The organism is uncultured Intestinimonas sp. (assembly GCF_944387725.1).
In the GTDB taxonomy this organism is placed as follows: domain Bacteria; phylum Bacillota; class Clostridia; order Oscillospirales; family Oscillospiraceae; genus Intestinimonas.
Map to the genome: position 1 here is coordinate 1 of NZ_CALXGA010000016.1, position 23040 is coordinate 23040.

Here is a 23040-nt window from a genome sequence, read left to right on the forward strand (position 1 = left end):
ATTTTTCGGTATTAAGCGGTAAAAACCGCTTGATATAGGGCAAAAAACTGAATATCCACATGTGGAAAGTTTTCACGGATGGAAAAGAAAGAAATGCCACAAAAATATCCACAATGGAGCGGCGGAAACGCAAAAAGAGAGGGAACAGGTCTCCCCATTCCCTCTCAAAAAGTGCTTATTTACTGGCTTTTTCTTAGCCAAAGTAGCGCTTCAGCAGGCCCTCGAAAGCCTTGCCATGGCGGGCCTCGTCGCGGGCCATCTCGTGGACGGTGTCGTGAATGGCGTCCAGGTTGAGCTCCTTGGCCTTCTTGGCCAGCTCGAATTTGCCGGCGGTAGCGCCGTTCTCGGCGTCCACGCGCATCTCCAGGTTCTTCTTGGTGGAGTCGGTCACCAGCTCGCCCAGCAGCTCGGCGAACTTGGCGGCGTGCTCGGCCTCCTCATAGGCGGCCTTCTCCCAGTACAGGCCGATCTCAGGATAGCCCTCGCGGTGGGCCACACGGGCCATGGCCAGGTACATGCCCACCTCGGAGCACTCGCCCTCGAAGTTCATGCGCAGACCGTCCAGGATCTCCTGAGGAGCGCCCTTGGCCACGCCCACCACATGCTCAGCGGCCCAGGTCTTGTCGCCGGACTGCTCCTTGAATTTGGCGGCGGGAGCGCCGCACTGGGGGCACTTCTCGGGCGCGGCCTCGCCCTCGTACACATAGCCGCAGACGGTGCAGACAAACTTTTTCATGTAAATCTCCTCCAAATCATATTGTTTTGGAATTTCTATCCTTTTAATAATAGGAATTGTTATCAATTCTTGACTGTCCTAACTATAACACTTCTATCCCTATTTGTAAAGGGGATTTTAGAAATTTCTCCGGGGAAATCTACCCAATTCTCGGGGGGAGATTACACGGAGGCTTGGGCAAATTGGCAGAGCTTTTTTCCCTCGTCGGGGCGGATTTTGATGGAGCGGACCTGGTTGCCGGCGGGGACGCACAGCCGCAGGCCGGCCATCTCCGGGGCGCGCTCCAGGTCCCCCACCACGAAGAGGAGGACCTGTTTCCCCCGGAAGCGCAGGGAGGCCAGGTAGTCCTTCAGGGGCCGGCCCACGGACCCCAGGTAGGCGCTGCCGCCGAAGACCAGCAGGTCGTACTCGGCGGGGTCGTAGGTCAGCACCGGGGAGGGGACGTTCAGGGTGACGGTGTGGCCGGCCCTGGCCAGGGTCCGGGCCAGCTCCCAGGCGATGGCGTTGACCCGCCCCCGGTTGGAGGGCTGGTAGATCAGCAGGGTCTTGCGGAAGCCGAAGCCCACCCGCCGCTCCTCCGGGCGGCGGACCAGGTCCCGGCGGCGGACGGTCCAGGACAGGCCGGCCGCCAGGGCGGCCGCCCCGGCGGCCAGGAGCAGCAGCGCGAGCAGCCAGGGACGCATATGGGACGGCCTCCTTTCTCCAGTATTTGGGAAGACGGGCGGTCCGCGCCGGACTGCGGGCCTCTTCCGCCGGTTCAGTTGAATTTGTAAATGCGCCGGGCCAGCCGGTAGAGCTTCACGGACAGCTTGCGCCCCTGGTAGCCGGGGATGTTCCCCACGGCGGAGATGGCGCGGTACTTCATCCGGTGGTAGAGGGACTTGTCCACCGTACGCAGGTACTCCCACAGCTCGGTTTTCTTCCCCAGGGCCTCCGGGGTGCCGTCAATGATGAGGAAGATGGAGGAGATGGTCATCATCATGGCCAGATAGTTGAACATGTACCGGCTCAGGCGGCGGTGGCGGGCGGCCACCTTCCGCAGGTCGTGGGCCTGGATCATCAGCTTGGTCACCCGGACCTGCTGGTCCACCCGCTTCACCATCACCTGTTCGTTGACGCTCTGGCCGGCCCGGCCGATGAAGTAGCGGTAGAAGTCCAGGTTCATGTAGTAGAGGGTCTCCACAAAGGGGAGGGGCTGGTAGACGAAGATGTTGTCCACATAGAAGGTGTGCTTGGGCAGCTCCAGGCCGCAGTCCCGGAGGAGCTGGGTGCGGTAGAAGACCGAGTGCATCAACAGGTATTGGGAGGCCCGGAACCGGCCGATTTCCTCCCAGGTGAAGACCCGGCCCCGGGGAAAGACGTTGGTGTATTTCATCACCTTTCGGGTGTTGTCCTCCATGTGCTCGTAGACGTAGTTGCACACCAGCAGGTCCACGGGCTTTTCCATCTGGGCGAAGGCCCGGAGCTGCTCGAGTATCTTGTGGAGGGCGTCCACGTCGGCCCAGTCGTCGGAGTCCACCACCTTGTAGTAGAGCCCCCGGGCCCGGCGGAGGCCCTGGTTGACCCCCTCGCCGTGGCCGCCGTTCTCCTGGTGGACCACCCGGACGATGTCGGGGTACTCCCGGGCGTAGCGGTCGGCGATGGCTCCGGTGGCGTCCTGGGAGCCGTCGTCGATGAGGATGATCTCCACGTCCTCCCCGCCCTCCAGCAGGGTCTGGACGCAGTGGTCCATGTAGGCTTCGGAATTGTAGCAGGGGACGGCGAATGTCAGCAGCTTCACGGGTTTCCCTCCTTGTCGCCCAGGAGCCCGTCGCACAGCTCCAGGGCCCGGAGGACGATGGCGTCCATATTGTAGTACTTGTACTCCGCCAGCCGGCCCAGCAGGTGCAGGTTGGGGAACCGGGCCGCCCGGGCCCGGTACCGGTCGTAGCGGGCGTTGTTCTCCGGGTTGATAATGGCGTAGTAGGGGATCTCCCCCGCCGCCCCGGTGTAGGGTCTGGAGTACTCCTTCATGATGGCGGTGACCGGGTCCCGGAGCCGCTGGCCGGTGAGGTGCTTGAACTCGGTGATCCGGGTGAAGTCCTGGTCCACCGTGTAGTTCACCGTGCCGTGGGTCTGGTAGAACTGCCGGTCATGGGTCTCCAGCCGGAAGTCCAGCGTCCGGTAGGGCAGCCGGCCCTCCTGGAAGGCGAAGAGCTCGTCGGCCTGGCCGGTGAAGATCACCGGCCCGGAGAAGGGGAGGCCGTCCAGCCGGATCTGCCCCTCCGAGAAGGACGCCCGGTCCCGGGCGTCCACCCCCAGCGCCACGGTGATGTTGGGGTGGTCCAGCATCCGCCGGAACAGGGAGGTGTAGCCTTCCAGGGGCATTCCCTGCCAGGGATCCTGGAAGTAGCGGTCGTCCCGGGTGAGACGCACCGGCACTCGGGCGGTGGTGGCCGGGTCGATCTCCTCCGGGGTCTGGTCCCACTGCTTCCTGGTATAGTGGACAAAGACGTGTTCGTATACATACTCTGCAATGGCGGCGACCTCCGGGTCAGGATTCCGGCGCAGCTCCAGGATGGTCACCTGACTCTGGGCGGGATAGGCGTCCAGGAGCTTCTCCCCCAGCCGCCCCCCATCGGCCTTGCCGAAGGCCGCCTCCAGGGAATCCAGGTTGAAGGGCACCGGGAAGCAGAGGCGGCCCTGGGTTCGCTTGTGGGCCGGGACCACCTCCGGGTTGTCCCGGGGCAGGCTGGCGATGACCCGGTGCTGATAGCGCCGCCACTGGGTAAAGCGGGAGAGGTAGTCAAAAACCCGCTTGCTGGCAGTATGGAAGATATGGGGGCCGTATTTATGGATCAGGATGCCGTGTCCATCGGGATAGTCGTAGGCGTTGCCGCCGATGTGGTCCCGGCGCTCCAGCACCAGGACCCGGCGGCTGCCCCGCTCGGCCAGCTCCCGGGCGGCCACGCTGCCGGCGTAGCCGGCGCCGATGACCAGACAGTCAAATGGTTGCTCCATCAGATTCCCGCCTTTTTCCGGTTGATTTTTCTCTGTCCCCTATAGTTTACCACGGTTCGGGAAAAAAGGAAAAGAAAATTGTCTTAAACTTTCCTTAAAGAACGGGGAAAAATTCCCTTTACCGTCCGGCGGCAAAGGTCTCGCCGTAGTGCTCCATGGCCTTCTGAATCACCGCCACGGCGGCGGCCCGGTCGCTGACGTCTCCGGCCACGGCCTCCTTGCCCTCCAGGGCCTTGTAGACTGAGAAGAAATGGGCCATCTCGTCGAAGATGTGGCCGGGCAGCTCCCAGATATCCTGATAGGTGTTGTAGGTGGGGTCGGCGAAGGGAATGGCGATGATCTTCTCGTCGTTCCGGCCCCCGTCCAGCATAGCGATATAGCCGATGGGGTAGGTCCGCACCAGGGTCAGGGGGTCCATGGCCTCCGAGCAGAGGACCAGCACATCCAGGGGGTCCCCGTCGTCGCCGTAGGTCCGGGGGATGAAGCCGTAGTTGGCGGGGTAGTGGGTGGAGGTGTGGAGGACCCGGTCCAGGATGATGAGGCCGGTCTCCTTGTCCAGTTCGTACTTTTTCTTGCTGCCCTTGGGGATCTCGATGACGGAGAGAAAGTCCTGGGGCTGAATCCGATCGGGGCGGACGTCGTGCCAGATGTTGGACATGGGGATGCTCCTTTTCTTTTTTCAAACTGCCGCGCTGCGGCAGACATCATTATAGCCTGTTTGCCGGGGAATTACAACCGCTTTCCCTGGCGGAGGGCTGTTTGGCCGGATTCCATCCGGTTCGGGGGGCGGCGCCCTGCCGGGGGGACGCCTGCCCGGCGGGCGGGGCGGGTTTGGGCAGAAAAGCGGCCAGCAGCCGGGGCTGCTGGCCGGGATGCCGCAGGCATGCCCCGCCCTCCCGCACGGGAGGCGGTTCTGCTGCTCAGACCTCCATGATGACAGGCAGGATCATGGGGTTGCGCTTGGTCTTTTTGTAGAGGAAGCCGGACAGGTCCCCCTTGATCTCGGCCTTGATGGCGGTCCAGTCGGTGGTGTGGCTGCGCTCACAGCGCTCCAGGGCCTCGGCGGCCACCCGGCGGAGGTCCTCCATGAGCCCCTCGGACTCCTTGACGTAGACAAAGCCCCGGGTGATGATGTCGGGGCCGGAGACCACCGCGCCGTTCTCCCCGGACATGGAGGTGACCACCACGATCATGCCGTCCTCGGCCAGGTGCTTGCGGTCCCGGAGGACCACGCTGCCCACATCCCCTACGCCGTAGCCGTCCACGAAGACCCTGCCGGCGGGGACGGTGCCGTTGAGCTTGGCCGAGCGCTGGGTGAGCTCGATGACCTTGCCGATGTCGCTGATGACAATGTTCCGGGGGTCCATGCCCATCTCCTGGGCCAGCTTGGCGTGGGTCTTCAGGTGGCGCTGCTCCCCGTGGACAGGGATAAAGAACCTGGGCCGCACCAGGGCGTGGATGATCTTCAGCTCATCGGCGCAGGCATGGCCGGAGACGTGGAGCTCCCCGGCCCGCTCGTTGACCACCTCGGCCCCCTTCCGGTAGAGCTCGTTGATGACGTTGCCGATGGAGTGCTCGTTGCCTGGAATGGTGGAGGCCGAGAGGATCACCCGGTCCCCGGCCTGGATGTCCACCTGCCGGTGGGTGGAGAAGGCCATCCGGGTCAGGGCCGACATGGTCTCCCCCTGGCTGCCGGTGGTGATGATGCAGATTTTGTCCTTGGGCAGGCCCTTGATGTGGTTGACGTCCACCAGGGTTCCCTCCGGGATGCGCATGTAGCCCAGCTCGGTGGACACCCGCATGGCGTTTTCCATGCTCCGGCCGGTGACGGCCACCTTCCGGCCGTATTTGGCCGCCACGCTGATGATCTGCTGGATGCGGTCCACGTTGGAGGCGAAGGTGGTGACAATGATCCGCTGGTCGCAGCCCCGGAACAGGGCGTCGAAGGAGGCCCCCACGCACCGCTCGCTCTTGGTGTAGCCAGGACGCTCCACGTTGGTGGAGTCGCACAGCAGGGCCAGCACCCCCTTCTTCCCCAGTTCCCCCAGCCGGGCCAGGTCGATCATGCCCCCCTGAATGGGGGTGGAGTCGATCTTGAAGTCGCCGGTGTGGACCACGGTGCCCACAGGGGTCTTGATGGCGAAGGCCACGGCGTCGGCGATGGAGTGGTTGACGTGGATGAACTCCACGCTGAACCGCCCCGCCTTCACCACCTCCCCGGGCTCGCAGGTGAAGAGCTTGCACTTGTCCAGCAGCCGGTGCTCCTCCAGCTTGAGCTTCACCAGGCCCATGGTCATGCGGGTGGCGTAGATGGGGGCGTTGACGCTGCGGAGCAGGTAGGGGATGGAGCCGATATGGTCCTCGTGGCCGTGGGTGAGGAAGATGCCCCGGATCTTGTCCTGGTTCTTGATGAGATAGGTAAAGTCCGGGATGACCACGTCGATGCCGTACATGTCGTCGTCCGGGAAGCCCATGCCCACGTCCACCACGATGAGGTCCCCGCCGTACTCATAGACGGTGAGGTTCTTCCCAATCTCGTTGAGGCCGCCCAGGGAGATGATCTTCAGTTTTTCTGCCATAAAAGTATTGGTTCACTCCTTTAAAATATCCAAATTATGGAAGTTTCTGGACGTGGAGACACACCGGAAGAAAGCCAGGGACGTGGACCCCTCGTTCCGGCCCTGCCTCGCCGGAAAAAGGAGCCCAGTCCCCCGACCACGCGGTCCCCAGGTCCTGTTTTGCCTTATATATTAGCGCTCCATCCGGTCAGAAGCCCGCATTCGCTCCTGGGCAGGCTGGGCGCCTGCGTGCGTTGTCGTCCTGGATGGGCGGCAAGCCCATCTGCGGTCTCCGCCTTCTCAGGAGCCCATCCTGCTCCAGGCCCAAATTGTGGGTTCCAACCGGATGGAGCACAGTGCCGAAGCACATAAAGCCGTCATAAGCTGGAATTAGTATACCACATCCTTCTGAAAAAGTATACAGAGAATTTCCACAGTTGTGCCCGCCCCCTGTCGGCGGAGCTGAGCCGCCTTTACAAACGGGAGGGCGCTGTGGTACAATCCGGCCGAATGGATAAGGAAGTGATGTCCCCTGCAGACCCCCGCCCCTCTCTGCCTGGGGGCCAGGGTGGCCCTGGTGGCCCCCGCATCCCCCGTCCCGCCGGAGCGTCTGGCTCCCGCCGTGGAGGCTGTCCGGGCCCTGGGCCTGACACCGGTGGTCTACCCCTCCTGCCGCCCGGAGCACCGCCGGGGCTGCCTGGCCGCCGCCGACCCGGTCCGGGCCGGGGACCTCCAGGCGGCCTTTGCCGACGAGACCATTGCCGGGGTGCTGTGCGTCCGGGGGGGCTACGGCTCCCACCGCCTCCTGCCCCTGCTGGACCTGGAGGCCATGGCCCGAAATCCCAAGGTCTTCGCCGGGTACAGCGACATTACCGCCCTCCACATCGCCCTGAATCAGTGGTGCGGCCTTGTCACCTGCCACACCGTCATGCCCGCCTCCGAGTACTGGGAGCCGGTGGACGGCTTTACCATGGAAGGGCTCCGCCGGGCCCTCTTCGGGGGGCTGACCGGGGTGCTGCCCTGGCCGGAGGGCGCCGCCCCAATCCCTCTGGCTCCCGGCCGGGCGGAGGGGCGGCTGTGCGGGGGCAACCTGACGCTGGTGTGCGCCTCTCTGGGCACCCCCTGGGAAATCGACACCCGGGGAAAGCTCCTCTTCCTGGAGGACGTGGGGGAAAGGCCCCGGCGGATTGACGCCATGCTCACCCAGCTCCGCAACGCCGGAAAGCTCCGGGAGTGCGCCGGGGTGATTCTGGGGGCCTGGACCGACTGCCCCCAGGAAGAGGGGGACCTGCCTCTGGAGGAGAGCCTGCAGGAGCTCCTCCCAGCGGGAAAGCCAGTGCTCGCCGGCGTGCCCTGCGGCCATGTGCTGCCCACCCTGTCCCTGCCCCTGGGGGCTCGGGCCGTCCTGGACGCCGGCGCCGGGACCCTGGAGCTCCTGCCGCCGTCCAGGCCCCGGCAGATCTGACAGATTGATGACTCCAATTTGTAATTTGACAGAACGATTCTACGAGGTGTTGCCATGAGAGCCCTGGTGCACCGGCCCATCTGCCCCCTGATGACCCGCCCCACCTGCCAGTGTGAGCGGCGGGACGAGGCCCTGTCCGGCATGGTGCTGGAGCTCCTGGAGGAGCCGCGGCCCGGCTGGTACCGGGTGCGCACCCCCTACCGCTACGAGGGCTATGCCTCGGCGGCGGACCTGCTGATAGGAGAGGGCAGTGCCGCCCGGTGGGCCGCCCTGCCCAAGGTGGTGGTCCGCAAGGGCCTGTGCGATGTCCTTTCCGGCCCCGCCGTGGCCTGCTGTCCCCTGACCACCCTGACCCGGGGGGCCCTGGTGGCCCCGGTGGGGGATCCAGATGGGGCGGGCTGGCAGCGGGTGGCCCTCCCAGACGGCCGGGAGGGCTATACAAGGCGGAGTTTTCTGGGGAAATATTACGAAAAGCCCCGGTTTTCCCGGGCGGAGGACCTGCGGCGGGCGGTGACCGGGACCGCCCTGAGCTACTTGGGCGCGGCCTACCGCTGGGGCGGCAAAACGCCGGTGGGCATCGACTGCTCCGGGCTGGTGTCCATGAGCTACCTCCTCAACGGGGTGGTGATCTGGCGGGACGCCCAGATTCAGGAGGGCTTTCCGGTCCGCCCCATTCCCCGGGGGGCCATGGGGCCCGGGGACCTCCTCTTCTTCCCAGGCCATGTGGCCATGTATCTGGGGGAGGGGCGGTACATCCACGCCACGGCCAGGGCTGGCAGCGACGGCGTGGTGATCAACAGCCTGGACCCCGCCGCCCCCGACTACCGGGAGGACTTGGCCCAGAGCCTGACCGCCGTGGGGAGCATCTTTTGAGCTTTTGCCGGAAAGGAACGAACGGGCGTCCGCCCGAACCCTTCGGTCCGGGCGGACGCCCGTTCTGGTGGAAGTCTACCGCCCCACCTCTCCGGCCATGTTCCGGCCGAAGAGGGCCCGGATCTCCGCCGGGTCCCGGGTCTGGCCCAGGACCCACATGAGCTTGGTGACGGCGGCCTCGGTGGTCATGTCGTAGCCCTGGATGACCCCCTGGGCCAGGGCCTTCTGCCCCGCCTGGTAGAGGGTGAAGTCGCTTCCCTCGTAGAGGCACTGGGAACAAACCAGCACCGTCATGCCTCCCTGGGCGGCCTTGTGGAGCCTGGAAATCAGGTCCCGGCGGATAAAGTGGAGGCCCCCGGCCCCGAAGGCTTCGATGACCACCCCCCGGTAGTGCATCTGGAGGAGGAGATCGAGGATTTCCGGGTTGAGCCCCGGGGTGAGCTTGAGGAGGAAGACGTCCCGGCACAGCGCACTCTGGAGGACGCAGTCCCCGCCGGTCCGGGGGGGCAGGGCGGCGGGGTCGATGTGGAGCCCTCCGGCGTCCACCGCCCCCACCAGGGGCCAGTTGACGCTCTCGAAGGCGTCAAAATCCCGGGTCCGGGTCTTCACCGCCCGGCAGCCCAGGATGACCTTCCGGTCGAAGGCTACGAAGACCCCCGGGGCCCCGGAGCAGGCCATGGCGAAGGCGATGCGCAGATTTTCCAGGGCGTCGGTGAGGGGGTGCTCGATGGGGAGCTGGCTACCGGTGAGCACCACCGGGATGGGGATGCCCCGGAGCATGAAGCTGAGCACCGAGGCGGTGTAGGCCATGGTGTCGGTGCCGTGGGTGATGACAATACCGTCGTAGTCCCCCCGCTCGGCGTAGACGGCCTTGGCGATGAGCTGCCACTCCTCCGGCTGGATGTTGGAGGAGTCCAGGTGCAGGATGTCCCGGACGGCCACGGTGCAGCTGGCGGTGAGGAAGGGGATGCTCCGGGCCAGGTCCTCCCCGTCCAGGCCGGGAGCCAGCCCCTCGGCGGTGGGCCGGGAGGCGATGGTTCCCCCGGTGGTGAGCAAAAGGATATGTTTCACTTGATTTTCCTCCGCATTTGGATTATACTGGCCCCATAAGAGAAAGGAGGTTCTTCCCATGAAACCGCGCAATGTAGGTCTGTGCATCGTGTTGAGTATCGTCACCTGCGGCATCTACGGCCTCTACTGGCTCTACTGCCTCAATGAAGATGTGTGCGAGGTCACGGAGCGTCCCGGCACCTCCGGGGGGCTGGTGCTCCTGTTCACCATCCTCACCTGCGGCATCTACGGCCTCTACTGGTACTATAAGATGGGCGACAAGCTGGACCGGGCCCGGCAGGAGCAGGGCGTCCCCCCGGGGAGCCTGGCCGTTTTGTACCTGGTGCTGGGCGTCTTCGGCCTGGGCATTGTCTCCCTGGCCCTGATGCAGAACGAGGTCAACCACTACATCCCCGGCGGGAACCTTGAGGACTAGGGCCCGGCGGCTCCTGTCCCGGCTGGGGCTCCTGGCGGCGGCGGGGCTGACCTACGCCCTGCTGAGCTCCTGGCTCGGCTTCGGCCTGCCCTGCCCCATCCACCTGGCCACAGGGCTGTGGTGCCCCGGCTGCGGGGTGTCCCGGATGTGCCTGGCCCTGCTGGAGCTGGACCCCGCCGCCGCCTGGAGCTGGAACCCGGGGCTGATGCTCCTGCTGCCCCTCCTGGCGGTGCTGGGGGTCCGGGCGGCGGTGCGGTATGTCCGCACCGGCCAGACCCGGCCCGCCCGGTGGGAGCAGGTGCTCATGGTCCTGATGGCGGTTTTCCTGGTGGTCTACGGGGTGGCCCGGAACCTGCCGGGCTTTGTCTGGCTGGCCCCGGGCCAGACGCCCCCGGAGCTCTTCCCCTTCCTGCGGGCCTTCTCTTAGAAGGTCTGGGCCAGGGCCTCGGCCTCCTCCATGGCCCTGGCCAACAGGGCCTCCGGGTCGTTGCGGACGTCGTCCAGGCCCTGGGCGCACAGGAGCCGGAACGCCGGGATGCCGTACATGGCGCACAGGGCCTGGAGGTGCCGGGCCCCGGACTCCATCCAGGCCGTCTCCGGCAGGGAGAAGTCCCCGCCCCGGGTGGTGATGAAGAGGAGCTTTTCCGCCCGGCACAGGCCCACCATCCGCCCCTCAGCGTCGTAGCCGAAGGTGAGATTGGTTACAGAGATACGCTCCAGGTAGATTTTCAAAATGGCGGGGTAGCTCAGGTCCCAGAAGGGGGCGGCCACTACAATGCAGCCGGCCCCGGCGAACTGCCGGGCGGGGGCGAACATGGGGGCGTCCAGCCTCCCGGCGGCCCAAAGGGCGTCCCGCTCCTTCAGCACCTCGGGGTACTGGGGCTCCAGGCGCTCCTCCATCAGATTCCGCTCGGTCACCCGGACCTCCGGGTGGCTTTTTTCATAGGCGGCCAGAAAATGCCGGGCCAGGGCCAGGGTGCGGGAGCGCTCCCCCCGGACGCAGGCGTTGACAAACAGCAGCTCGGACATGACAAGTTCCTCCTTACGGCGCGAGTTCCAGTTGTGTCCATAGTATAGCGCGAATCTCCGGGTCTGTCCAGTCCGCCGGGCCCTGGAGGCAGACCACCGTGTCCCCCTGCCGGAGGAGGAGAAAATGCTCCCCGCTCCAGCTCTGGTCAAAGCCCAGGTCCACGGGCCGGAGGCCCCAGCCGCCGTAGGCGGCCAGGGTCCCCTGGACCATCCGGTCCGCCGCCCAGGAGGAGCGGCAGTCCCACCGGGTCTGATACAGCCAGCCCGCCTCGGTCTCCTGTTCCAGCTCCAGCTCCGTGAGGAAGGGAGAGCTCCGGCGCCGGGCTCCTTCGGTCTCCGCCGGGCTCAGGCCCAGGTCCTCCGCCGGGACCAGGGGCTGGGCCGCCAGCTCCTCCGGGGGAATCTGGGGCGGGAGCGCCGCCGCCAGGTCCGTGAGGGGGAGCAGCCAAGCGATGCACCAATACAGGACCGTCAGGCTCCAGAGGAGCCCCCGGAACCGGGCCCCCGGCAGGAGACCGGAGGCGGTCCGCCCCGGCTGCGGACCCAGAAGACCAGGCTGTGGACCGCCCAATAGAGGAGAAAGCCGCTCATCACCATAAGAGAAGCCGCCCGCAGCAGCTCCCAGTTGGAGGGCAGGAGCCGCAGGTACGCTCGAGGGTCCAGGAAGATGGAGACTGTCAGGAGCAGCAGGGCCAGGACCAGGAGGGCGGCGAACAGGCTGGGCGCCACCTCCCGGCCAAAGAACCGCCGCCGCACCAGCTCCGGGTCGGTCTGGATGGGGATGGGGTCCCGGCCGGGCAGGGACTGGTAGACGTCCAGACCGCTCCGGGTGGTCCCCACCAGGGTCCAGCCGGAGTCCCGCACCAGTTGGTCGAAGCCGTCGGGGGCGAATTGGGGTCCCGAAGGCCGCGGCTCAGGTCCACGCAGTACCGGATGTCCGTCCGGGTCTTGGGGACCAGCCGGGCGGTGGGGAGCCAGTAGGAGAGGGACTGGAGTTCCCACCCCCGGCGGTCCTGTTCCTCCAGCCAGGCCTGGGCGGCCTGGTAGTCTGAGGCCAGAAAGGCGAAGAGGGCGCGTCTGCACTTTTTCATACCATTTCCTCCTATCTGCGTTGGGCCCGGGCCGCCGGGGCCTGGGCGGCGGAGGCTAGGGCTTGTTTGAAAAATGTCAACATGCCCAATCAGCGGGGCTTTTGCCCCCTGGACGGCGCAATTTTTCCTTGAAATCCGCCAGGATTCCTGCAAAAAAATTGCTTGCCAGCGGCCCAAAATCCCTCGCTGCTGGACACATCGCCAATTTTCAAACAAGCCCTAAGTAGTTGAGATCGGTAAAGGCTGTACGCATCCGGTCACACCTCCCGCGTTTGGTCCAGCGTCTCCAGCAGGCGCTCCAGGTCCTCCTCCGGGAAGGGGTGGTCCCCCACGTCGGCCTGGAGGACCACCCGGTCCCGGAGGAGCAGGAGCCGCCAGAAGGTCCCGCTGCCGTTGCCCATGGGGAGTTCGGCCTGCCAAACGCCCTCCCACCCCGGCCGGGAGATGTAGGGGGCCTGGACCCGCTGGGCCTCCAGGAGCCAGTCCGCCAGCCACCCCCACCGGGCGGTGCAGCAGTGGACCTCGTACTGCGTCCCCTCCGGGGTCTCCTCCACCCACCACCCGTGCCGCAGGGCGAAGGAGCCCTCAAGGTCCAGGCCGCTCCGCCGGGCCCCAGGGGCCAGGGTCTCCCCCTCCAGGGAAGGCGGGGGCATCACAGCGCCGGCCAGGGGGGGAGAGCAGGGGGGCAAAGACCACCGCTGCCAGGAGCAGCAGGGCATAGACCACCCTCCAGGGGCCGGAGGAGACCTCCCGGCGGCCGGCCTTGGCCTCCCGGCGGGACCGGAAGGCCGCCGCCAGGCCCGCCCCAATCAGGAGCCCCAGGGGGTTCCGATGCTGCCCGCCTGGGCAAGGTCCAGCAGAAGCACGGGAAAAAGGGAGAGGACCCAGACCCGGAAGAGCAGGCACAGCCAGGCCGCCGCCTTGGCGCTCCGGGGCCCTGGCGCCGGGAAGGGGGTCCCCTCCGCCGCCGTCCGCCGCCACTGGGCCAGCCGGAGGCAGAGCCGGGCGGTCCAGGCCGCCAGCCCCGCCAGCAGCAGGGGGAGGCAGAGGAGGAGATAGAGCACTGTGTTGCTGGCGAAGAGGGCCAGAAGGCCGTCAACCGTCCTGCCGCCCGCCGGGAGGAGGAGGGCCAGGACCCCCACCAGCAGGGCCAGGACCAGCCACAAAAGGCCCAAACACCCCGTCAATTTGCCCAGCCGCCGCAGCTCCTCCTGCCGGAAGCGCTCCAGCTCTTCGGCGCTGTCGGTCTGGATGGGGGTGGTCCCCGCCGGGGCTCTGTAGAGCTGGAAGGAGCCTACCTTCTGGACGAAGGTCCAACCGGCGTCGGCGCAGAGGGCCAGATAGTCCTCCCGCTCCAGGTGGGCCCCGTCGCTCCAGTCCACCGCCCAGACCACCGGGGCCTGGGCGGGGACCAGCCGGGCAAAGCACCCCAGGAAGACCCGGTCCAGGGTCCAGCCCTCCGCCGCCGCCCGGTTCAGGGCGGCCTCGGCGGCCTTTAAGTCCATGACGGGATAGGTAAAGAGCATCCACTCATGAGGTTTCATGGCCGTCCTCCTCTCTCAGTACCCGGGCTCCGTCGGCCACCAGCCGCTGGAGCCGTTCCCATTCCTCCTCCAGCACCCGCCGCCCCTCCTGGGTGAGGAGATAGCGCTTTCGGTTCTCCTCCTGGCCCGCCAGGCAGATGAGCCCCTCCTTCTCGAACCGGCCCAGCAGGGCGTACAGGGTCCCCGCCCCAATGGCCACCCGGCCTTGGGTGAGGGCCGCGACGTACTGCATGATGGCGTAGCCGTGGCGCTCCTGGGTCAGGGAGAGGAGGACATAGTACATCTGCTCGGTGAGGGTATCCAGCTTTTTCCGGGCCATGGGCCGCGCCTCCTCTCCCAAAAACTATATCGAATATCGCTGCTCTCATTTTATAGCGATGATCGCTATATGTCAACCCCCCTTGCCCCGAAGGCCGGAACGTGGTATGCTCATAAGAAAACCGGACTGGCCGGGGAGAGGAGTGGGGGCCATGGATTTTGCCTACTGCAAGCTGGAAATTTTTCTGCCGGAGGACCATCTGCCGGTCCTCCAGAGGGCCCTGATGGCGGCGGACGCCGGACATATCGGCGGGTATGATGGCTGTCTCTCCTACAGCCGGGTCACAAGCTGCTGGCGGCCCCTGCCGGGGGCCGCGCCCTACCTGGGGACCCCGGGTGAGTGCTATACCGGGCCCGAGCTGAAGGTGGAGGTGACCTGTCCCACCGAACGGGTGGACCGGACGGTGGAGGCCGTCAAGCAGATCCACCCCTACGAGGAGCCGGTCATCAATGTCATCCCCCTCTGGCGGACCAGCTTTTGAGCCCCGGAGCCGAGAATAGGGCGGGCGCCTCTTTTGGAGACGCCCGCCCTTGCGCTTCTCCGGCGGAGCGGGTATAATGGGGGCAGACACCCGCGCCGGAGGAGGGACGCCCTGTGCGGATTGCCAACTGGATTTCCGATTCCATTGTGGACGGGCCGGGCCTGCGGCTCACCGTCTTCACCCAGGGGTGCCCCCACCGGTGCCCCGGCTGCCACAACCCGGAGACCTGGGACCCCGCCGGAGGCCAGGAGATCCCCCTGGAGGAGCTGGAGGCCCTGCTGGCGGGCAGCCCCCTCCTCCAGGGCCTGACCCTCTCCGGCGGGGAGCCCTTCCTCCAGGCGGAGGACTGTGCCGCCCTGGCCCGGCGGGCCCGCCGCCGGGGGCTGGACGTGTGGGTCTACACCGGCTATGTCTATGAGGACCTGGCCGGGGCGGGCCGGGCGGACTGGGAGGCCCTGCTCTCCGCTGCCGATGTGCTGGTGGACGGCCCCTTCCTCAAGGCCCAAAAGTCCTACGCCGCCCTCTTCCGGGGCAGCGGCAACCAGAGGCTTATCGACTTGGGGCGGACGCGCCGGGCCGGGCAGGTGGTCCTGTGGACCCGGCCCGACCCTCTCCGCCACTTTACCGTGCCCGAGTCCTGAAAGGAGGTCCCCATGACCATCTCAGAGCTGGAGCAGAAATTCATGGACCGCACCCCCGGCCTCACAGGGGTGCGGAACCACTACGCGGTGCTGGTCCCCCTGGTGGAGTGGAACAGCCAGACCCACGTTCTCTTCGAGGTCCGGGCCGACACCCTCCGCCGCCAGCCGGGGGAGGTCTGCTTCCCCGGCGGCCGCATGGAGCCCGGGGAGGGCCCCACGGAGTGCGCCTTCCGGGAGACCTGGGAGGAACTGGGCATCCCGGCCTCCGCCATCCGGCCCATCGCCCGGCTGGACGGGGTATACCTGCCCTCCGACGGCCTCATGCACCCGGTGCTGGCCCAGGTAGACGCTGGGGCGGTGGTCCACATGATCGCCAGCGCCGCCGAGGTAAAGGAGACCTTCCTGGTGCCGGCCGGCTTCTTCGCCCAGCACCCCCCCCTGCTCTACCGCTTTCCCCTGGAGCCCAAGGTAGACGAGGACTTCCCCTATGACCTCATCGGCTTCCCCAAGGGCTACCCCTGGCGGACGGGGATCCATCAGGTCCCCATCTGGACCTACAAGGGCCATGTGATCTGGGGCCTCACCGCCCGCATCCTCCTGTGGAACCTGGGACGTCAGCCGGAGGGGGGCGGGGCGTCATAGAGCGGGTGGAGCGGCTGGGGCGCTACGTCCTCCTCCAGTCAGAGGCTGCCTTCCCCCTGGGGAGCGACACCCTGGCCCTGGGGCGGTTTGCCACGGTGCGCCGGGGGTGGCGGGTGTGCGACTTAGGCTGCGGCTCCGGGGCCCTGGGGCTCCTGCTGCTGGAGCGGGAGGAGACCTTGGCCCTCACCGGGGTGGAGCGGGACCCCGCCGCCGCCGCCCTGGCCCGGAGGACCTTCGCCCGCAACGGTCTGATCGTCCCGGTGCTCACTGGGGACCTCCGGGACCGGGGGCTCCTGCCCGCCGGGGGTTTCGATCTGGCCGTCTCCAACCCGCCCTGGTATCCCCTGGGGGCAGGCCCCTCCGGCGGCAGCGCCCGGAGCGAGGAGCGATGTACCCTGGAGGAGCTCTGCGCCGCCGCCGGCCGGCTGGTGCGGAACGGGGGGCGCTTCGCCTTGGTCCACCGGCCGGAGCGGCTCCCCGCCCTCTTCGCCGCCCTGGAGGGGAGCGGCTTTGCCCCCAAGCGGATGGCCCTGGTCCAGCACCGGACAGGCACGCCCCCCTCCGCCGTCCTGCTGGAGGCGGTCCGCCAGGGCCGGCCGGGGCTGGAGGTTCTGCCTACCGTGCTGTTAGAGGAGCCCTAGGGCTTGTTTGAAACATGTCAACATGCCCAACCGGCGGGGCTTTTGCCCCCTGGACGGTGCAATTTTTCCTTGCAATCCGCCAGGATTCCTGCGAAAAAATTGCTTGCCAGCGGCCCAAAATCCCTCGCTGCTGGACACATCGCCATTTTTCAAACAAGCCCTAGCAGGAGGCCGTGGCAGGTGTAAAACCGCAGAGCGGCGTCAATGTCCGCCCGCTCCTGGGGAGCTGCGGTGCTCTCCATCAGGCTGAAGCGGAACAGGTCTCCATCGTCCTTGGGCTGGAGGCGAATCTCCGGCTCGATGTAGTGCTCGTAGAGCCAAGTCATAAAGCCGGTCATCATCAGCAGCCTCCAAATACGCATTGTAAATGTGTAATTTTATTATAAACGCAGTTTTGCTGTGTGCCAAGAGGGAGATCCTATGGAACAGCTTGTAGAGTTCGGAAAACGGCTTAAAGCCCTGCGCCGGGAGAGGAAGCAGACGCAGAGATCCATGGGGGAGTTGCTGGGCTGCACAGCCAGCAACTATCAGAAGATTGCGTATGGGCAGATCAATATCCCCATCTCCTCCCTGATGATTTTGGCGGACTACTTTGAGGTCACCACCGACTACCTCTTAGGCCGCAGCGACCGGCGGCGGGAGGAGTGAGATGGACTTTGCCGGCGTTTCCGCCCGGCTCCGGGCCCTCCGCCAGGAGCAGCACTTAACCCAGGAGGTGCTGGCCGGACGCCTGGGGGTGACCACCGACGATCTCCTGGGCCGCAGCAGCGGGCGGGCGGCACAGGACCCACGCCAGAGCACCCAGTTCAGCACAAAGCCGAGCCAGCCCGCAGAACCCGCGCCGGGCACACTGCCAGGCGAGCAGCACTATCAGGCGGCGGGCGGATAAAACAACAGACCCATCCCCGCGCCGCAGACTCAGGCCGTAACGGCCGGAAGGGGTCCCCATATTCATACGAAAGATGTCAGCCGCCGTATACGTCCACAAACGGCTCCGAAGACCGGCCCCTTCGGGGGCCCCGCAAAAGCGCAGCTTTTGTGGGGAGAGGAAGAACAAATGGAGTGGAGCGGATGTCCCCCGCAGGGGGACGGAGCGAAGCGAAATTTGTTCTGACGAGGAGGCAAGGCCCGTTTCTTTTTCCGCAGAAAAAGAAACGGTTCCTGCCCTGCGGCGGAGCCGCAAATCCGCTCCGGCGGGACGCCGGACCCCAAGGGCGGGCCCTTGACCGCTATGAGACAGGCGTGAGGGCCCATCTATAGACCATTGACAGGAGGCAGCGCCATGTCCGGAACCCTCTATCTGGTCCCCACCCCCATCGGCAACCTGGGGGACCTCTCCCCCCGGGCGGCCGGGACCCTGGCGGCGGTGGACTTCATCGCCGCCGAGGACACCCGGGTGACCTTGAAGCTCCTCAACCACCTGGGGCTCAAGAAGCCCATGGTCAGCTACTACCGCCACAACACGGAATCCCGGGGGGAGGCGGTGCTCCAGCGCATTCTGGCGGGGGAGAACTGCGCTCTGGTCACCGACGCCGGCACCCCCGCCATCAGCGACCCGGGGGAGGAGCTGGTGCGGGCCTGCGCCCAGGCCGGGGCGCCGGTGGTGTCCATTCCGGGGCCCTGCGCCCTCATCACCGCCCTGGCCGCCTCTGGACTCCCCACCGGGCGGTTCACCTTCGAGGGCTTCCTGCCCATGAACCGCAAGAACCGCCAGGCCCATCTGGACAGCCTCCGGGGGGAGGGGCGGACCATGCTCTTCTACGAGGCCCCCCACAAGCTCCCCGCCACCCTCCGGGACCTCCGGGACGCCTTCGGTCCGGACCGGCCCGTGGCCCTGTGCCGGGAGCTCACCAAGCTCCACGAGGAGATCCGCCGCACCACCCTGGGGGAGGCGGCGGATTGGTACGAGGCCAACCCGCCCAAGGGGGAATTCGTGCTGGTGGTCCAGGGGGAGCAAGCGCCCCCACCGGAGGCCCCGGACCTGGAGGCGGGTCTGGAGCGGGTGGCCGCCCTGCGGGCGGAGGGCCTCTCCCTCCGAGACGCCGCCCGGCAGGCCGCCCGGGAGCTGGGTCTGGCCCGAAACGCCCTCTACCAGGCGGCCCTGGGGGAGACAGCGCGGATGCCCTGATTTGTAATATTCTGGCATGCCAATGCTATACATTTTGTATAACGAACCATTCGGCATCTGACTGCTGAAGAAACCGAAAAGCCGTTGATTTACGCAGCATGGATGCACAATTATTTCTAAAACAGATGAAATCACCCATTTTTAAACGGCTTCCACCGCCGCCGGGACCGGGGGCGGTGGAAGCCGGATGGCAAAAAAGATGCTGAAACGGAAGCCCCGTCTCAGCGTCTCTTTTTTCGCGCACAGCTTAGGGCTTGTTTGAAACATGTCAACATGCCCAACCGGCGGGTCTTTTGCCCCTGGACGGCGCAATTTTTCCTTGAAATCCGCCAGGATTCCTGGGTCAAAATTGCTTGCCAGCGGCCCAAAATCCCTCGCCGCTGAGCACATCGCCAATTTTCAAACAAGCCCTACTTGTTCATCAGCTCGCGGATGCAGTTGGGACAGACATTTTTGCCCTTGAAATTGATAACATCCTTGGCGTCATCACAGAAAATACAGGCAGGTTGGTACTTTTTCAGTACAATAGAGGCTCCGTCCACATAAATTTCCAAAGAATCCTTTTCCGCAATGTCCAGGGTGCGGCGCAGCTCGATGGGCAGCACAATGCGGCCCAGTTCGTCCACCTTACGTACAATACCGGTTGATTTCATAATTGCGATCAAGCTCCTTCCCAGATAACGGCGCCTACCTGTGTGTAGAACGACCAATATCTGACAACTATTATAACACGGCGTATAGAATTGTCAATCGAAATCTGGAAATTCTTCAGATATTTTGGCGATAAACGGTATTTGGGGAAAGGCATGTTCTGCGGCGGGCGGGCGTATAAATGGGGACAAAGGGGGCGGGTGAAGTGGCGATGACGGCAATCTGGACCGGGATGGTGCTCCTCTCCATCCTGTGCGGACTGGCTACAGGGCGGGCTCCGGCGGTGGCGGCGGCGGCCATGGAAGGGGCGGCCGCCGGGGTAGAGCTGTGCCTGTCCATGGCGGGGGTTCTCTGCCTGTGGATGGGGGTGGTGGAAGTGATGAAGCGCTCCGGGCTCTCGGAAAAGCTCTCCCGGCTCCTCCGGCCTCTGCTGGGGCGGCTCTACCCCAGCTTCGCAAGGGACCGGGAGGTGATGGACGCCCTCTCGGCCAACGTGTCGGCCAACCTCCTGGGGCTGGGCAACGCCGCCACCCCCCTGGGGCTGGAGGCCGCCCGGAAGATGTGCCGCCGGAGCCCCGGGACGGCCTCCGACGATCTGTGTATGCTGGTGGTGTGCAACACGGCCTCCATCCAGCTCCTGCCCACCACGGTGGCGGCGGTGCGGGCGGGAGCGGGCTGCGCCAGGCCCTTTGACATCCTCCCGGCGGTGTGGCTGGCCTCGGCCCTGTCGGTGACGGCGGGCATTCTGGCGGCCAAATTCTTTTCCAAAGTCTGGAGGCGGTGAGGATGGCGCTGCTGCTGGATATGACGGCGCCGGTGCTCATCGCGTCGGTGGCCCTCTACGGGATGTTCCGGCGGGTGGATGTCTACGGGGCCATGGTCCAGGGGGCGGCGGACGGCCTGGGGGTCCTCCTGCGGATTGTGCCCTCCCTCATCGCCCTGCTGACGGCGGTTTACATGCTCCGGGCCTCCGGGGCCCTGGAGCTGGCCGCCGGGGCCCTGGCTCCGGTGCTGGAGGCTCTGGGCATCCCCCCGGAGACGGTGGGCCTCCTGCTGGTCCGCCCGGTGAGCGGCAGCGCCGCCCTGGGGGTGGGGGCCGACCTCATCACCACCTACGGCCCCGACTCCCTGGTGGGCCGGACGGCCGCAGTGATGCTGGGCTCCACTGAGACCACCTTCTACACCATCGCCGTCTACTTCGGGGCGGCGGGCATCGTCAAGACCCGCTACGCCGTCCCCGCCGCCCTGTGCGCCGACCTCACCGGCTTCCTGGCCGCCTCCTGGGCGGTGCGGCTGCTGTTTGGGGCGTGAGGGTCCGCCGGTACAGGGCGGAGAGGCGCAAACGCCGCCGGACCGCAGCAGGATGCGGTCCGGCGGCATTTGCCGTTTTACCCGAAGATGTTTGCGGCCCCTGCAATAAGGCGGCGGGCGTTCTGTCTATTCGCCCGCCGGGGCGCTGGGGCTCCGGGTGAGGTCCAGGCCCTGGTCTCCGATGTCCACGGAGCCGTCCTTGAGGGACAGGAAGGGGGAGAATGTTACCGTCTCTTCCCCGTAGGTCAGGCGGATGACGGCGTCCGGGAAGATATCGCTGACATTACACTGGAGGAGAAAGGGCCGGCAGTCCGGGTCCTCGTAGATCAGAATGGGCTCGGAGGGCTCCAGTTCGTTGCGGTACAGGGAGAGGGTCATGCCGGAGTACCGGGGGATAATCAGGTAGTAGTCCCCGCCGGAGAGGTAGTGGACCGGGAGCTGGGCGCTGTCCAGATATTGCTCCACATAGTAGTCCAGTCCGCTGGGCTCCTGATAGCCTAGATAGGCTGCGGCGTAATACTGGCCCTCCGTAAAGGGGATGGCGTCCCGTTTGCTGGATGCCTGGGACGGCACGGAGCAGCCGGAGAGCAGGCCCAGGCAGACCAGCAGCGGCAGAAAAGATACAACAGCTTTTTTCATTGAACTCCCCTCTTTCCGAGGGCTCCAGCCTACAGAAGGGCCTCCATGGTGACCTTCAGGGGCTTGAGGCCCATCTTCTCGTAGAAGCGGGCGGCGGTCTGGTTCAGGCTCCAGACATTCAGGGTGACGTGGTAGCAGCCGCTCGTCCGGGCGGTTTCCCGGACATGTTCATAGAGCGCCCGTCCGATATGCTCCCCCCGGCGGACCTGGTCCACGCACAGGTCGTCGATGTAGAGGGCCTTCCGGGGCTGGAGGCTGCTCTCTCCGTTGGGCTGCTGGCAGATGCAGAAGGCGTAGCCCTGGACCACGTCCGCCCCGTCCACCGCCACGAAGACCGGGCGGCTTGCGTCCTGGAGGATGGCGCGCAGGTCCTCCGCCCGGTACTTGGTGTTTTCGCCCGCGAAGAGGTCGGGGCGGCCCTGGACGTGGATGGCCTGGACCTGGGTCAGGAGCTCCAGCAGCCGGCCGATGTCTTTCTCTTCCGCATTTCTCACGATCATGACGATATCACTCCCTTTGGTTCCGGGAGGCGCAGGGTCACGGCGCCGGCGGCTGCCCGGACAGCCGCCGGCGGACATCCCGCTTGAGCAGGGTGTAGAGGACGGAGGCCACGGGGACGCTGAGGAGCATCCCCAGGAAATTGAAGAGCCCGCCGCCCACGGTGACGGCGGCCAGCACCCAGATGCCGGGCAGTCCCAGGGAGGTGCCCACCACCCGGGGATAGATGACGTTGCCCTCGAACTGCTGGAGGCAGACCAGGAAGATCAGAAAGATCAGGGCCTTCATGGGGTCCACCATCAGCAGCAGCAGGGCGGAGGTGGCCGCCCCCACATAGGCGCCCACAATGGGCACCAGGGCGGAGACCCCAATGAGGACAGAGATCAGGGGGGCATAGTCCAGCCGCAGCAGGAGCATCCCCAGGAAGGTGAGGCCGGCCAGGATGACGGCCTCGGTGACCTGGCCGGTAACGAAGCGGCTGAAGGTCCCCGCCGTCAGGGCGGTGACGTCCAGCGCCACCTCGTAGAGCTGGGGGGGCAGATAGGCCTTGAGTACATGGCGGCACTGGGCCAGGAGGGTGTCCTTGCCCGCCAGCATATAGATGGAAAAGACCAGGGCCAGGACGCTGGTCACCACGATGGACACCAGGTTGGTGGTGAAGTTGAACAGGAAGGGCACTGCGTTGGAGACGGCGGAGAGGGTGCCGTTGAAGGCGCTCCGCAGCACCTGGTCCAGGCGGTCCAGGAGCTGGTCCATACCGGCCAGGGCCTGACCCTCCACGTTGAACCACTCCATAAAGCGTTCGATCCAGACCTGGGCCTGGCGCATATACCGCTCCAAGTTGGAGAGGAAGGTCCCCATGCTGCTGGTGAACTGGGGAAGGACGAAGGCCACCAGGGCGGCCACCACGCCGAAGAGGCACAGATAGGACAGGAGCACCGCCAGGGGGAGGCTGGCCTTGGCCAGCGGCGTCCCCCCCAGGGCCCGGTCCAGGTGCCGCCGGAAGAAGGCGCAGGGCTGGGTCAGGACAAAGGCGATAGCCAGGCCGGCAAAGAGGGAGGTAAAATTGGACAGGAGATTGGCGGCAAACCGCCAAAGGTCGTCAAAGCGGACGATGACGAAGATCAGGCCCACTGTAAAGGTGATGAGCAGCAACAGGCTTCGGAAAAGCTTCTTATCCATGGGCAGCCCCCATTTCATCATGCAGTAAGAACACTATAGCATCTCCAGCCCGTCCAAGTCAATGGAGTCCTGTTTAAGATTTGCGAAAAAGCCCTGATTCCCAGCGCCCTGGGCGCGGAACCGCT

Annotated in this window: 31 protein-coding genes; 13 read left to right on the forward strand and 18 right to left on the reverse strand. The window is 65.8% G+C overall.

Annotated elements, in window-relative coordinates; genetic code table 11:
• Positions 1-193: 193 nt before the first annotated feature.
• The 6 genes from Q0K09_RS03980 to Q0K09_RS04005 all read right to left on the reverse strand — a co-directional run bounded on the left by Q0K09_RS03980 (position 194) and on the right by Q0K09_RS04005 (position 6315).
• Positions 194-736 (reverse strand): NADH peroxidase, encoded by a 543-nt coding sequence (locus Q0K09_RS03980; protein WP_294473235.1) that lies wholly within the window; start codon positions 734-736, stop codon positions 194-196.
• A gap of 161 nt (positions 737-897) precedes the next feature.
• Entirely contained in the window at positions 898-1419 is a 522-nt protein-coding gene (locus Q0K09_RS03985) for a hypothetical protein (RefSeq protein WP_294473238.1), read from the reverse strand.
• A 74-nt stretch (positions 1420-1493) separates the two neighbouring features.
• Positions 1494-2516, reverse strand: coding sequence for a glycosyltransferase family A protein (locus Q0K09_RS03990; protein ID WP_294473239.1), 1023 nt, complete (start codon positions 2514-2516; stop codon positions 1494-1496).
• Positions 2513-3736: a UDP-galactopyranose mutase gene (glf, locus tag Q0K09_RS03995; RefSeq protein ID WP_294473241.1), complete on the reverse strand. Its 1224-nt coding sequence runs from the start codon at positions 3734-3736 to the stop codon at positions 2513-2515. Before glf ends, Q0K09_RS03990 begins: the two co-directional genes overlap by 4 nt.
• A gap of 118 nt (positions 3737-3854) precedes the next feature.
• Positions 3855-4394, reverse strand: a complete 540-nt coding sequence (locus Q0K09_RS04000) for an inorganic diphosphatase (protein WP_294473246.1) — start codon at positions 4392-4394, stop codon at positions 3855-3857.
• Between the two features lie 262 nt (positions 4395-4656).
• The gene (locus Q0K09_RS04005) at positions 4657-6315 is read right to left on the reverse strand and encodes a ribonuclease J (RefSeq protein ID WP_294473248.1); all 1659 of its coding nucleotides are present in this window, start codon (positions 6313-6315) and stop codon (positions 4657-4659) included.
• A gap of 556 nt (positions 6316-6871) precedes the next feature.
• Here Q0K09_RS04005 and Q0K09_RS04010 point away from each other — a divergent pair.
• Both Q0K09_RS04010 and Q0K09_RS04015 read left to right on the forward strand, forming a co-directional pair.
• Entirely contained in the window at positions 6872-7759 is an 888-nt protein-coding gene (locus tag Q0K09_RS04010) for an LD-carboxypeptidase (protein ID WP_294473250.1), read from the forward strand.
• Between the two features lie 54 nt (positions 7760-7813).
• Positions 7814-8632: an SH3 domain-containing C40 family peptidase gene (locus tag Q0K09_RS04015; RefSeq protein WP_294473253.1), complete on the forward strand. Its 819-nt coding sequence runs from the start codon at positions 7814-7816 to the stop codon at positions 8630-8632.
• Positions 8633-8707: 75 nt separating this feature from the next.
• Here Q0K09_RS04015 and Q0K09_RS04020 read toward each other — a convergent pair whose 3' ends face one another.
• Positions 8708-9703: an asparaginase gene (locus tag Q0K09_RS04020; RefSeq protein WP_294473255.1), complete on the reverse strand. Its 996-nt coding sequence runs from the start codon at positions 9701-9703 to the stop codon at positions 8708-8710.
• Positions 9704-9761: 58 nt separating this feature from the next.
• On the opposite strand from Q0K09_RS04020, the gene Q0K09_RS04025 reads away from it, so the two are divergent.
• Both Q0K09_RS04025 and Q0K09_RS04030 read left to right on the forward strand, forming a co-directional pair.
• Positions 9762-10118 (forward strand): DUF4234 domain-containing protein, encoded by a 357-nt coding sequence (locus Q0K09_RS04025; RefSeq protein ID WP_294473258.1) that lies wholly within the window; start codon positions 9762-9764, stop codon positions 10116-10118.
• Positions 10108-10545, forward strand: a complete 438-nt coding sequence (locus Q0K09_RS04030; protein WP_294473261.1) for a DUF2752 domain-containing protein — start codon at positions 10108-10110, stop codon at positions 10543-10545. The genes Q0K09_RS04025 and Q0K09_RS04030 overlap by 11 nt, the downstream gene beginning before the upstream one ends.
• Here the strand turns inward: Q0K09_RS04030 and Q0K09_RS04035 are convergent.
• The 6 genes from Q0K09_RS04035 to Q0K09_RS04060 form a co-directional block, all read right to left on the reverse strand.
• Entirely contained in the window at positions 10542-11147 is a 606-nt protein-coding gene (locus tag Q0K09_RS04035; RefSeq protein WP_294473263.1) for an NAD(P)H-dependent oxidoreductase, read from the reverse strand. The two genes, Q0K09_RS04030 and Q0K09_RS04035, sit on opposite strands and share 4 nt — an antisense overlap.
• 13 nt (positions 11148-11160) lie before the next feature.
• Complete coding sequence (locus Q0K09_RS04040; protein ID WP_294473264.1) at positions 11161-11718, reverse strand: hypothetical protein; 558 nt, start codon at positions 11716-11718, stop codon at positions 11161-11163.
• The gene (locus tag Q0K09_RS04045) at positions 11619-12011 is read right to left on the reverse strand and encodes a hypothetical protein (RefSeq protein ID WP_294473267.1); all 393 of its coding nucleotides are present in this window, start codon (positions 12009-12011) and stop codon (positions 11619-11621) included. The genes Q0K09_RS04040 and Q0K09_RS04045 overlap by 100 nt, the downstream gene beginning before the upstream one ends.
• 484 nt (positions 12012-12495) lie before the next feature.
• Positions 12496-12957: a hypothetical protein gene (locus Q0K09_RS04050; RefSeq protein ID WP_294473269.1), complete on the reverse strand. Its 462-nt coding sequence runs from the start codon at positions 12955-12957 to the stop codon at positions 12496-12498.
• A gap of 90 nt (positions 12958-13047) precedes the next feature.
• Entirely contained in the window at positions 13048-13782 is a 735-nt protein-coding gene (locus Q0K09_RS04055; protein ID WP_294473272.1) for a DUF2812 domain-containing protein, read from the reverse strand.
• The gene (locus Q0K09_RS04060) at positions 13769-14101 is read right to left on the reverse strand and encodes a helix-turn-helix transcriptional regulator (protein ID WP_294473274.1); all 333 of its coding nucleotides are present in this window, start codon (positions 14099-14101) and stop codon (positions 13769-13771) included. The genes Q0K09_RS04055 and Q0K09_RS04060 overlap by 14 nt, the downstream gene beginning before the upstream one ends.
• 151 nt (positions 14102-14252) lie before the next feature.
• On the opposite strand from Q0K09_RS04060, the gene Q0K09_RS04065 reads away from it, so the two are divergent.
• The 4 genes from Q0K09_RS04065 to Q0K09_RS04080 all read left to right on the forward strand — a co-directional run bounded on the left by Q0K09_RS04065 (position 14253) and on the right by Q0K09_RS04080 (position 16506).
• The gene (locus Q0K09_RS04065; RefSeq protein WP_294473277.1) at positions 14253-14582 is read left to right on the forward strand and encodes a cytochrome C biogenesis protein; all 330 of its coding nucleotides are present in this window, start codon (positions 14253-14255) and stop codon (positions 14580-14582) included.
• A gap of 113 nt (positions 14583-14695) precedes the next feature.
• Positions 14696-15223 (forward strand): anaerobic ribonucleoside-triphosphate reductase activating protein, encoded by a 528-nt coding sequence (gene nrdG, locus Q0K09_RS04070; protein ID WP_294473281.1) that lies wholly within the window; start codon positions 14696-14698, stop codon positions 15221-15223.
• Positions 15224-15235: 12 nt separating this feature from the next.
• On the forward strand, positions 15236-15865 hold the full coding sequence (locus Q0K09_RS04075; RefSeq protein WP_294473283.1) for a CoA pyrophosphatase: 630 nt from the start codon (positions 15236-15238) through the stop codon (positions 15863-15865).
• 5 nt (positions 15866-15870) lie between these two features.
• Entirely contained in the window at positions 15871-16506 is a 636-nt protein-coding gene (locus Q0K09_RS04080) for a methyltransferase (protein WP_294473286.1), read from the forward strand.
• A 149-nt stretch (positions 16507-16655) separates the two neighbouring features.
• Here Q0K09_RS04080 and Q0K09_RS04085 read toward each other — a convergent pair whose 3' ends face one another.
• Positions 16656-16847, reverse strand: coding sequence for a hypothetical protein (locus Q0K09_RS04085; RefSeq protein WP_294473290.1), 192 nt, complete (start codon positions 16845-16847; stop codon positions 16656-16658).
• 79 nt (positions 16848-16926) lie between these two features.
• On the opposite strand from Q0K09_RS04085, the gene Q0K09_RS04090 reads away from it, so the two are divergent.
• The 3 genes from Q0K09_RS04090 to rsmI all read left to right on the forward strand — a co-directional run bounded on the left by Q0K09_RS04090 (position 16927) and on the right by rsmI (position 18634).
• Entirely contained in the window at positions 16927-17154 is a 228-nt protein-coding gene (locus Q0K09_RS04090; protein WP_294473293.1) for a helix-turn-helix transcriptional regulator, read from the forward strand.
• 1 nt (position 17155) lies between these two features.
• Positions 17156-17395, forward strand: coding sequence for a helix-turn-helix domain-containing protein (locus tag Q0K09_RS04095; RefSeq protein WP_294473294.1), 240 nt, complete (start codon positions 17156-17158; stop codon positions 17393-17395).
• A gap of 393 nt (positions 17396-17788) precedes the next feature.
• Positions 17789-18634: a 16S rRNA (cytidine(1402)-2'-O)-methyltransferase gene (gene rsmI / locus Q0K09_RS04100; protein ID WP_294473298.1), complete on the forward strand. Its 846-nt coding sequence runs from the start codon at positions 17789-17791 to the stop codon at positions 18632-18634.
• A gap of 410 nt (positions 18635-19044) precedes the next feature.
• Here rsmI and Q0K09_RS04105 read toward each other — a convergent pair whose 3' ends face one another.
• Positions 19045-19287, reverse strand: coding sequence for an AbrB/MazE/SpoVT family DNA-binding domain-containing protein (locus tag Q0K09_RS04105; protein ID WP_130851073.1), 243 nt, complete (start codon positions 19285-19287; stop codon positions 19045-19047).
• 209 nt (positions 19288-19496) lie between these two features.
• Between Q0K09_RS04105 and Q0K09_RS04110 the strand changes: the two genes are divergently transcribed.
• On the forward strand, positions 19497-20069 hold the full coding sequence (locus Q0K09_RS04110) for a spore maturation protein A (protein WP_365931406.1): 573 nt from the start codon (positions 19497-19499) through the stop codon (positions 20067-20069).
• Positions 20070-20071: 2 nt separating this feature from the next.
• Positions 20072-20596, forward strand: coding sequence for a nucleoside recognition domain-containing protein (locus tag Q0K09_RS04115; protein ID WP_294473307.1), 525 nt, complete (start codon positions 20072-20074; stop codon positions 20594-20596).
• A gap of 126 nt (positions 20597-20722) precedes the next feature.
• Here Q0K09_RS04115 and Q0K09_RS04120 read toward each other — a convergent pair whose 3' ends face one another.
• From Q0K09_RS04120 to Q0K09_RS04130, 3 genes are read right to left on the reverse strand one after another with little or no spacing between them, the layout of a single operon-like run.
• Entirely contained in the window at positions 20723-21235 is a 513-nt protein-coding gene (locus Q0K09_RS04120; RefSeq protein ID WP_294473310.1) for a hypothetical protein, read from the reverse strand.
• Positions 21236-21264: 29 nt separating this feature from the next.
• Entirely contained in the window at positions 21265-21735 is a 471-nt protein-coding gene (locus Q0K09_RS04125) for a GNAT family N-acetyltransferase (RefSeq protein WP_294473312.1), read from the reverse strand.
• Between the two features lie 37 nt (positions 21736-21772).
• Positions 21773-22915, reverse strand: a complete 1143-nt coding sequence (locus Q0K09_RS04130) for an AI-2E family transporter (protein WP_294473313.1) — start codon at positions 22913-22915, stop codon at positions 21773-21775.
• Between the last annotated feature and the right edge of the window lie 125 nt (positions 22916-23040).